Origin of the sequence: Cupriavidus phytohabitans, assembly GCF_017815025.1 — a bacterium.
Classification (GTDB): Bacteria; Pseudomonadota; Gammaproteobacteria; order Burkholderiales; family Burkholderiaceae; genus Cupriavidus.
In genome coordinates, this window is record NZ_JAGIQB010000093.1 from 1 (window position 1) to 10646 (window position 10646).

Here is a 10646-nt window from a genome sequence, read left to right on the forward strand (position 1 = left end):
CCGAGCAGGTGCAGGTTCGCATAGAGCATGACTGCCGCCGCGCCGCGCGATCCTTCGAGCGTATGGCGCCCCAGGTCAACCGAGCCCTTGCGCACGATATAGTTCGCATGCTGGATGATTTCCTGCGTCCACGTTGGGCTCCGGAACAGCACCATGCCGGCGCCCATCGGCACGTAGAACTGCTTGTGCGCATCGATGACGACGGAATCGGCGCGCTCAATGCCTGCGAAGCGCCAGCGCTCGCGCTCCGACAGCAGCGTTGCGCCGCCCCACGCGGCATCCACGTGGAAATGGCAGCCGGCCTCCTGAGCAACATCCGCAATCGCATCCAGCGGGTCGACCGAGCCCGTCTCAGTCGTTCCTGCTATGCCCACGATCGCCATCGGCAGGATATTGCGCTGCCGCAGGTCACGCAGGGTCTGGCGCAGCAGGTCGATGCGCATGCGGCCGTCCGCGTCGACCCCGACCGGCACAAGATTGTCGCGGCCGATTCCAAGGACATCCGCGGCCTTGCCCAACGAGTAGTGTCCGCGCTCCGAGACCACGATCGCGAGGCCGTCATGGCCGTAATGGCGCAGCGCAGCCGCCAGTCCGGCGCGATGGATGCCGGCGAAACCATCACGCGCGCCCAGCAGGTTGTTGCGGCTCGCCCATAGCGCGGTCAGGTTGGCGGCCGTGCCGCCCGAACAGAAGGCGCCGAGCGCATGGTCGGCATCGTGCAGCCATCTCGCGTAGAACGCGCTGTCCTGTGCAAATACCAGCTTGTGCAGCATGCCGAGGACCTGGCGCTCGAGCCCCGTCAGCGCACCCGACGTCTCGAGCTTCACGACGTTCTGGTTCAGCGCCGCCACCACCTTGGCCAGCGAAGGCATGAACGACGGCAGTGACGACGTCATGTGTCCGACGAACCTTGGCGATGCCACCGGCATCACGTGCCGGAACACGTCGTTGAGCAGATGATCGGCATGCGCTTGCGGCGATGTCGGGGTCTCGGGCAGCTCCACCGACGCGAATACCGCCTCGCGCGTGGCGCACGCACCAGCAGGATCAAAACGCTCGCCTGCAAAGAAATCCGCCGGATGCTCGGCGATCAATCGCTCGAGCGATTCGAACGCACCGCGATCCGCGTCGAACCAGCGCAAGGGGCAGTCGTCGCCCCCATCCGAGTTTTGGGGGGTCTCTTCGCGACGGATCTCCGGCTTCATTTGCATCACCCAGTTCAATCAAGTTCCGCCATGGTTCTCCGGGAATTATGCCGGATCGGCGGATGCAGATGGCTGGGGTGCCCCGACCGGTTTTGCTGCCCACCGAGATTTAAGGACCCAAAGCCGGGCTTACATTTTTCTTCCGTCGGCCGTGCGCAGGCATAATTTCATTATCATGAAATCACCGACGAGCAGTCTCAGTGTTGCTTTCCTTCTTCGCAGACGTGCCCCATGCCGCGACCCCTACCTGATCCGACCCCACCTTCACGCGCAACGATACGCACCATTCAACAACTGGGCGACCGCATTCGAGCAAGCCGGGCCGCGGAAGGGATGCCCATTGACCAGGCGGCTAGGCATTGCGGTGTCTCCATCGGCATGCTGTCCAAGCTCGAGAACGGCAAGGGCGTCAATCTCGAGCACGCCCTGCGTGTGATGGACGGACTGGGCTTGACGATGCTGGTCGTTCCCAAGGCGCATGCGCCTTGGCTTGAACAGGCAGCGGCCCATGCGGCCAAGATCGGCGACGATGCTGTGAGAGAGCGGCATGCCTGGGCGGAAGAGTAGGGCCGCGATCAGGCACGCAGGTCGCGCCTTACGTTTTGCTGGCCCAGCCGATGCGATGCCGCGCCTGCGTGGCCTCGTGCCGCGCATCCTCCTCGCTGTGCAGGTAGCCGCTGGTCGTCGAAATCGACGCATGCCCAAAATTATCCCGCACGTAGCGCAGATCCACCTGCCGGTCGGTCATGTGCGAGCCGGCGGTGTGGCGCAGCCAGTGGGCCGAGGCGCTCGCCAGGATATCGGCCTGGGCCGCCCACTCGGGCCCGCGCGCGCGCAGGCGCGCGGCCGCCAGGCCGAACACTTCCTTCAGGATCAGGTGCAGCGCGCCGCGTGACAGGCTTTTGTCACGGTGTTCGCGGCCCTCGCGGCCGATTACCGATAGCAGCAGCGGGCGCGTCTCGCCTGGGTGCGGGGTGGGCGTCAGCCCATGGGCGCGACGATAGCGCGCGAGTTCGGCAATCAACTCGTCGGTGGCCGGCACCAGCCGGGTCTTGTTGCCCTTGCCGGTCACCTCGAGCCACCAGCGCTCGACGCCCTGGGCATCGCGCCGGCAGAAGAACGCCCCCATCGCCGTGCCGGTGACTTCGGCCGCGCGCAGGCCCCCCAGATAGAGCACGGTCAGCAGCCAGCGGCAGCGCACCGCATGCAGCCGCTCGCGCACGGTTTCCGTTGGCATGGCCTCGACCGTGTCCTTGACGGTTTCCCACAGGTCGTGGCTCAGGTAGCGCGTGATGCGGGGCTGCGTCGGCGCGCGCCGGCGGCGTGCCAGCGCGAGCGGATTGCCGGCCAGGTAGCCGGCCTCGGTCAGCCAGGCGAAGAGGGCGTTCAGGATCACCAGCGCGTGGCGCACGCTCGCCGGCGACAGCGGCCCGGCAAACGGGCGCCAGTCGGGGTGGTGGCGGCCGAGTTTCTTGCTGCCGGCGAGCACCCAGCGCGCACGGGGCTGCGGGTCGGCCAGGAAGCGTTCATAGACCAGCAGGTCTTCGTGCGTCAGCGACGACAGTGGCTTGCCCAGCTGCAGCACGGCCCACAGCAGCAGCCGCTCGACCTCGCGGCGGTAGGCGCTCACGGTTGCCGGGCTGTCGGCATAGCGCGCGAGCCAGGCGGTGACGGCGGCCAGGTCGTCGGCCGCGGCGATACGGGTGGCGGTGGCAGGCGCCCGGTTGCTGCCGGCGGCGCCGGACTGTGCGGGCGGCAAGTGCAGCCGTTCGAGCGGGGTGGGCATTGGCGCAGACAGGCTTGCCAGCGATTTGATGGGGAGCAGTTCCATGAGCGGGTATCGGCCGGGCCGGGAGGCCGGGACATGCCGTTTGCGTCAGTATAGCCGATCCCTTGACATAAGCGCACTTATGTCTAAAGTTGCGCGCGGATAGTTTGAAATATTGCGTATTACGTAGTAATATTTATTGATCCTAAGACACTTTTGAGGGTTGGCCGCAATTCGTGAAAAATCCGCCACATCTCCGCTAAGCGGATGATTTGAATAGGAATTCTATCGTTGGGTCAAGCGACGGAGCCCGTCTTTGGAGGTCCAGCAGGCCGGTCGATGTACTCCCGCCGGCGCGTCAGATCGCGTAGTCGCGGTTGCCTTATGCTTTTGCGGCTGCCTTGATACGGATATGGCTCCCCTCCATCAGAACCGACCAAGTGAGAACCTGTCGTTTGTCTTCGGGGAAAAGGGCCTGCTTGCGCTGCATTAACCGTTCGATCTCCTGGACGGCGATCTCTCTGTTCGCCTCGGTAACATCCTTGAACATTTTCCCCACGGCGTTGGTTCGATCGTCACTTGTCAGCAGGCTGAGATTCCATGCAATCACGATCCCGTCCAGCGCATTTTTATACTCCGAGAGAGGCGCGTCGTCATATGGCACTTTTTCTTTCAGCAATTCGACCAAGGCATGGGAGATTTTCTGTTCTTGCGGGAGGTTCGCTTCTATCCGTACGAGAGGTGGTAGGCCAAACCACTTTCTCTCGGCCTTGGGGGGCTCATATTCCTGTGCCCAAAAACTGACAACATCTTCACTTTCGTTTCGACGAAGCTGCTTCCTTCTGCTGGCCTTCCCCATACACCACTCCTAGCTGTTTGCCCACACTGCTACGCCGCCGTAAGCGGCATCCTACACGCCATTACCAACACGGATCGGGCCAGTCCACGCCTTTCCATTGCTCGAGCTCACGGGGCGACACTGATTCCGTAGCACGCTGCCCGTTCGGGAGGCTGGAATAGTGCTCGTACATCGTGTCAAAGCTCAATAACAGTGAAGCGAAACGGCGCTCGCGCTCGGCTTTGGACCAGGAGCAAAACATTGCGCCACGGCTGTTCAGCCGATCGAAGATGTCTGGGGTGGGATCGAGTCGTAGCCACTGATCGACCATGGTTTGCCCCTGCGCGCCGAAGTCCTCCCGCAATCCCGCTTCGATGACGGCTTCCAGCGCATAGGTGATTGCCTGATGCCGCCTGGAATGATCAAGGTACCCGAGCGATACGCGCAGCATCCGCTGCTGCACAAGGAGCACGGGCCAGAGAATCTGGACTCCGTAGCGCACGCCGATTTCCTCATAGCCTTCGGGCGGTTGCAGGTTTTCCCGTTGCTGTTCATAGGCCTTGCGCACGTCATAGGCCAATCCCAGGAATGCCCCGCCCTCTTCGCGAATTAGGGGCGATCGATCATTGACGTCATGGACAACTTCGTGCAGCTCGCGCAATGAGGCGTAGTCACCGATCAGAAGAAGGCCAGCGTGATTATTCAGCAATTGATAAGCAAGCACAGTTATTCCTCGTCGGAATCAGAAGGGCATCGCGTCGAAGATTGGGTCTGGCTGCACGCGCTTGAAGGTCTTGAGCCAGAGCTTCACATTCTTGATCTCTTCGAACGCGACGAGATCGCGTTCAAGTTCGCGGATATTGGTCTGGAGCTCCTTGACATCAGAGGCAAGCATTCGGAGGGGCTTGTCTGGCGACAGGCTTACGAAGGGATCAATGCCGTAGCTGTGCCGAAATGCGGATTCGACATGCAGGATCTGCTCGTCCAGTTCGCGGACTTGCTCCTTGAGGATCCTGTTGTAGTGTTTCAGCCGATCTTCACTGAGATGGTTGATCGAGTGCTGGTCGATGTGTTCCAACTCCAGTTGCAGCTCCAGTAGCAGCAGCAGGTTGTTCTTGTTGTAGGCCTCATTGACGCGTTGCATCAGTTTGGTCTTCCGTTCGCGCTCCTGCGGATCGGCTTCGCGGTCCGGATGCAATGCGCTGGCGAGCTTCCGATAGATTTCGCGAATGGAGAGGCTGATCTGAGCCTGCTCTTCCTGGGCGCGAGCCTCTGCCGCAAGCTGCTTGGGCGATTTTTTCCGCTTGGCACGACGCACTTCCTGCTCGGCGCTTTGCGCGACCGCTTCCTCGTGCTGTTGCTGCATGTGCGCCTGGGCGCGCTGGAGCACGTCTTCTGGCGAGGTGAGGTCCACGTCGTCGCCCAGTTCGACACCAAACACCGCCTCCAGCATGGATTTCATGCCGAGGATGTCCGCGGCGGTTTCGCTGTCGTAGTCGGCCGAGCTGTACTTGTTGTAGATGGCTTTCAGGCTGTCGTCTTCATCGACCATCGGGCCCACCAGATCGGTGATCACGTCGGCGAGCTTGCAACGTTCGGCTTTGGTCAATCCCTTTTGCTCGTAGGCCCGATCCAGACAATGCACCATCCGGATCTGCAGATCGGTCGAGGTCTGCTCAAGCGGCAGGTACTCGTTGACATAGCGCTGCTGGAAGGTGGGCGTGACGGTTTCCCAGGCACGCAGCCGTATGCGACGCTTCTCAATCTGTTTGATCAGCGAGTTGAACGTCTTTTGCCCTTGGGACAGCGTGGTCCGGTTGTGATCCGGCGCGATGCTGACAGACTGGCGATTAATTCTGGTGGCCATGAGATGGATTGGTGCGCTGAGGCGGTAGCAAGGGAAGGTTGCACGAATTCTAGCCGATGGCGGCGGTTGGAAGAACGCGACGCGACTGCAGATTGCATAAACCATATCGATAACCCCTCTTAGCGATATAGCCACATTTTTCTGGCAAACTGCGGCCTTGCAATTTGCACCTCGCCTTGGCGTGCCTGGCCTTCTCCATACCAAGGCTTACGCACCCCGCCAACGACTTTCGATGCAAGACACGACGATTTCGCCCGATTTCCCCGACGCCGCCGCCTTGGCGGCCCTGCGCGCCTGGTACGCGGGCGCGTCGTCGCGCCAGGCGGTCGCACGCTATTGCCCCGACGCGCTGGGCGTCGGCCGCTCGGCGCGTGGCGTGCTCGGGGATATTCGCCGCCAGCTCGCCGAGTTCGCGCGGCGGCGGCGGCGCGAGGATTTTGCTGCACTGTTCCGCTGCGGCGCGGCGGAGCGCACCGGCCACGCCAAGGCGGTCGCCCGCGCGCTCGAAACGTTGCGGTCGCTGCCCCTCCCCGAGCCGCAGATCAGCGATTCGGTTGATTGGTGGCTGTCCCCACGCGCGGTCACCGCACTACGCGCCCATGGCATCCGCACGCTCGCCGACCTGACGGTGCGCATTCCGCGCCGGCGCCGTTGGTGGGCCGCCATCGATGGGCTGGGCGCCCGCAGCGCCAGGCCTATCGAGGCCTTCTTCGCGGCGCACCCGAAGCTCACCGAACGGGCGCGCGCCCTCGTCACGGCGGCACCGCCCGATCCGGTCGTGCCCTGGGAGCAGATCCGGCTGCCGCATGAGGTCGACGGATCACGTGGGGCCTTCCGCCCCCCCGCCAGATGTGCACGCTCGATGCCAACAATGACTATGACGCCATCGGGGCCTGGCTGGCCTTGTACGAGTCGACCGAGACCGAACGGGCCTACCGCAAGGAGGCGGAGCGTCTGCTGCTGTGGGCCATCCTCGAGCGCGGCAAGGCATTGTCCTCGCTGACCACGGAAGACGCGTCGGCTTACCGCGCCTTCCTGCGCCGGCCCACGCCGCACCATCGCTGGGTCGCGCCCGCACGGCCGCGCACGTCGCCGGAATGGCGCCCCTTTACTGGCGCCTTGTCGCCACGCTCGATCGCCTATGCCTGTCCGTGCTCGGGTGCATGTTCCGCTGGCTAATCCAGCAGCGCTACGTGCTGGCGAACCCGTTCGCTGGACTGAAAGTGCGCGGCGGCCAGCGGGCGCCCGGCCTGGACGCGTCCCGCGCCTTCTCGGCGGGCGAGTGGGAACTGGTGCGGACCATTGCCGACGGGCTCGAATGGTCCCATGGCTGGACGGAGCCGGCCGCGCAGCGACTGCGGTTCCTGTTGGACTTCGGGTACGCCACCGGGCTGCGTGCCGGTGAACTGGTTTGCGTGACGCTTGGTGGAATCGAGATCGGCGCGCGCGGCGAGCGCTGGCTGCATTTGGTCGGCAAAGGTGCCAAGCCTGGCAAGGTCGCGCTGCCGTCCCTGGCGCGCCACGCGCTCGATCAATACTTGGTCCAACGTGGCCTGCCGGTGACGCCCTCGCACTGGAAGCCGGATACGCCCCTGCTCGCCAATCTGGACAGCGCCGCGGCCATCACCACGCCGCGTCTGCGCGACGTGTTTCGCCGCTTCTTTCTGCTGGCCGCCGATGTCATCCAGCGTGACCATCCGGCGCTGGCGGACAAGCTGCGGCGCGCCACGCCCCACTGGGTGAGGCACACCCATGCAACTCATGCCCTGGCGCACGGCGCAACCCTGACAACGGTGCGTGACAATTTGCGGCACGCCTCCATCACTACCACCTCAATCTATCTGCACGATGACGAGGTGCAGCGCACGCGCCAGCTTGAGCAGGCCTTCGGGCGCAGATAGAGATCATGCCGCCGATCCACGAGACCGCCTATCCAGTGCTGCCGGCCGAGCCCACCGTTGTTGAACTGCAGGCAGCGTTCACGCCGACCGCGACCGAGATCCGCTTTGCGCGCAGCCAGGCGCGCCAGGCCTCGACGTCGGTGCTGATTCTCGTGCAGCTCAAATTGCTGCAGCGCCTTGGCTACTTTCCGATGCTGACCGAGGTGCCGGCCGCGGTGATCGAGCACGTACAGGCTGCCCTGCGGGCGCGGCCGTTGTCGCGCAGCGTGGTGACACGCTACGATGTCTCGGGCACCCGCGCCCGGCATCAAAAGTGGCTGCGCGCCTATGTTGGCATCCGGCAGGTGGACGCCAACGCGCAGGCATGGCTGGAGTCGCAGGCAACCGATGCCGCGCGGACCAAGGCTGAACTGCCGGATATCGTCAACGTGCTGATCGAGGAGCTGATCCGGGGGCGGTACGAATTGCCGCCGTTGGCGGGCCTGCAGCGGATGGCGGCACAGGCCCGGGCCCGGTTCAACGAAGCGATCTACCGCACCATCACGGAGGCGCTCGATGACTCGCTGAAAGCTCGGATCGAGGCGCTGTTTGACGGCCAGACCGGCAAGTCCGGCTGGGACCAGCTCAAACGCGAGCCCAAGCGCCCGGCCACGCGCGAGATCGCGAGCTTTCTGAAGCATATTCACGGTCTGCGGAAACTGGCCGATGGCCTGCCGCCAGCACCGCCCATGCTCTCGGTCGCCAAGCGCACGCAATTGGTCACTGAGGCGCGGGCGCTGGACATTACCAAGTTGCGCGGGCTCAAGCCCGCCAAGCGCTACACGCTGGCGGTGCTCTTCATTCAGGCGCAACTGCAGAAGGCTCTCGATGATGTGGCCGAGATCTTCATCAAGGTGATGCGCAAGCTCGAATCCCTCGCCAGGACCCGGCTGCAGCAATATCAGCTGGCGCATGCCGACGCGCTGGAGAGCCTGGTCGGCCAGTTCCGCGACGTGCTGCAGGTTCTGCAGGACGATGGCATCGCCGACATTTTCCGGCTGCAGAAGGTGCGCGAAGTGCTCGGCAACGACGCCGCCGGGGCGCTCGCGCGCTGCAATGAGCATATTGCCTACGCCGGCAACTTTGACCCGCCGTTCATGCTGGCGCCTTATCGCCAGCAGCGCTCCTTGCTGTTTCAGTGCGTTGAGGTGCTGCCGCTGCGCTCCAGCTCGCAGGACAAGACGATCCTGGTGGCGCTGGCCTGGATGGAGGGCTTCCGAGCCTCCCACCGCGAGTATCTGCAGCTCACTGACAATGATCTTGCCAACCTGCCTCTGGACTGGATCCCGGACAAGTGGAATAAGGCCATCTTCCCAGACGGCCGAAGCGCCCGACTGCTCCATCGCCGGTACTTCGAATTGTGCGTGTTCCACCAGGTGATGCAGGAACTGAGTTCCGGCGATCTCTACGTCGAAGGCAGCGATCGCTTTGATGATTTCCGCGTGCACCAGGTCTCGCAGGAGGAATTCCAGCGGGAGATGCCGCGCTACTGTGAAATCGTGGGCCTGCCGACCGATGGCAAGAGCTTCATCAAGACGCTGCGGGACAAACTCAGCGCCGCGCTCGACGAGGTGGATGCGAACTTCCCTGCGAACGACAGCATCGAGTTCGGCGAACAGGGCCTGATCATTCACAAGCCGGGCAAAGAGCCCGACCCGCCCAACAAGACGCTGATCGACCAAGCCATCACGGCCTCGATGCCGCAGATCAGTATCCTGGATGTGCTGACCGAGACCGAGCAATGGCTGAACCTGCACCAGCTCTTCGGGCCGCTGTCCGGGTTCGATGCCAAGCTCGACGAGCCGCGCAAGCGCTTCATCAGCACGCTGTTCTGCTACGGCTGCAACCTCGGCCCCAGCCAGACCGCGCGCTCGGTCAAGGGGCTGAGCCGCAAGCAGATCGCCTGGCTGAATCTGCATCACGTCACCGAAGAGCGGCTCGACAAGGCGATCGTGAAGGTCATCAACGCCTACAACCAGTTCGCGCTGCCGAAGTACTGGGGCAGCGGCAAGCGCGTGTCGGCGGACGGAACCAAGTGGAGCCTGTACGAGCAAAACCTGCTGTCGGAGTACCACATCCGTTATGGCGGGTATGGCGGGATCGGCTACTATCATGTCTCCGACATGTACATCGCGCTCTTCAGCAACTTCATTCCGTGTGGGGTGCATGAGGCCGTATACATCTTGGACGGGCTGATCCGCAATGGTTCGGAGATCCAGCCCGATACCATCCATGGCGACACCCAGGCGCAGAGCGGGCCGGTGTTCGGTCTGTCCTACCTGCTGGGTATCAACCTGATGCCGCGTATGCGCAATATCAAGGGCCTGGTGCTGTTCAAAGCGGACCGGCGCCGGAAATATGCTCACATCGAGTCAGACCATCAACTGGGATCTGATTCAGCGCCACTATCCCGACATGCTGCGGGTGGCGGTCTCGATCAAGGCCGGCAGAATGACGCCGTCGACCATCTTGCGCCGGCTGGGTTCGGACAGCGCCAAGAACAAGCTGTACTTCGCGTTCCGCGAACTCGGCCGAGTCATCCGCACGCTATTCCTGTTGAAGTACCTAAACGAGCCGGAGTTGCGTCGCACAATCCATGCGGCGACGAACAAGAGCGAGCAGTTCAATGACTTCGCCCAATGGCTGATGTTCGGCGGGGACGGCACCATTGCTGAAAACGTGCGGCACGAGCAGCGCAAGGTCATCAAGTACAACCATCTCGTGGCCAACATGGTCATTCTCTACAACGTCCAGTGGATGTCGCGGAAGCTCAAGGCATTGCAGGAGAAGGGGCACCCCGTCGATGCCGAGGTGCTGAAGGTGCTTTCGCCTTACCGGCGCGAGCATATCAACCGGCTTGGGGACTACCTGCTGGACCTCCAAAGACGGGCTCCGCCGCTTGATCCAACGATAGAATTTCTATTCAAATCAGCCGCTTAGCGGAGATGTGGGTAACTGCTCAATAACCCGGGGCAATCCCTCAGGCGCTGCGTCGCCCCTGACCGGGTTCATCGGGCCAGGATGCAGG

6 protein-coding genes and 2 pseudogenes are annotated in these 10646 nt (G+C 63.1%); 3 read left to right on the forward strand and 5 right to left on the reverse strand.

The window, feature by feature from the left end:
- Nucleotides 1–1205 (reverse strand): pyridoxal-dependent aspartate 1-decarboxylase PanP (gene panP, locus J8I34_RS31930; RefSeq protein ID WP_209808182.1); only part of this gene is annotated, 1205 nt, incomplete at its 3' end.
- Between the two features lie 231 nt (nucleotides 1206–1436).
- On the opposite strand from panP, the gene J8I34_RS31935 reads away from it, so the two are divergent.
- Nucleotides 1437–1772 carry a helix-turn-helix domain-containing protein gene (locus J8I34_RS31935; protein WP_209808184.1) on the forward strand — a complete coding sequence of 112 codons (336 nt, stop codon included), beginning with the start codon at nucleotides 1437–1439 and terminating at the stop codon, nucleotides 1770–1772.
- 28 nt (nucleotides 1773–1800) lie between these two features.
- On the opposite strand, the gene J8I34_RS31940 is transcribed toward J8I34_RS31935, so the two are convergent.
- From J8I34_RS31940 to J8I34_RS31955, 4 genes are all read right to left on the reverse strand, one after another.
- Nucleotides 1801–3036, reverse strand: a complete 1236-nt coding sequence (locus J8I34_RS31940) for a tyrosine-type recombinase/integrase (RefSeq protein WP_209808186.1) — start codon at nucleotides 3034–3036, stop codon at nucleotides 1801–1803.
- A gap of 319 nt (nucleotides 3037–3355) precedes the next feature.
- Complete coding sequence (locus J8I34_RS31945) at nucleotides 3356–3832, reverse strand: hypothetical protein (protein WP_209774722.1); 477 nt, start codon at nucleotides 3830–3832, stop codon at nucleotides 3356–3358.
- Between the two features lie 61 nt (nucleotides 3833–3893).
- Nucleotides 3894–4535: a DUF6904 family protein gene (locus tag J8I34_RS31950; RefSeq protein WP_051320737.1), complete on the reverse strand. Its 642-nt coding sequence runs from the start codon at nucleotides 4533–4535 to the stop codon at nucleotides 3894–3896.
- Nucleotides 4536–4553: 18 nt separating this feature from the next.
- Nucleotides 4554–5678 carry a J domain-containing protein gene (locus J8I34_RS31955; protein ID WP_035878714.1) on the reverse strand — a complete coding sequence of 375 codons (1125 nt, stop codon included), beginning with the start codon at nucleotides 5676–5678 and terminating at the stop codon, nucleotides 4554–4556.
- 232 nt (nucleotides 5679–5910) lie between these two features.
- Here J8I34_RS31955 and J8I34_RS31960 point away from each other — a divergent pair.
- Both J8I34_RS31960 and J8I34_RS31965 read left to right on the forward strand, forming a co-directional pair.
- Nucleotides 5911–7579 (forward strand): annotated as a pseudogene (locus J8I34_RS31960) (site-specific integrase).
- Nucleotides 7580–7584: 5 nt separating this feature from the next.
- Nucleotides 7585–10558: pseudogene (locus J8I34_RS31965) on the forward strand (Tn3 family transposase).
- Nucleotides 10559–10646 lie beyond the last annotated feature (88 nt).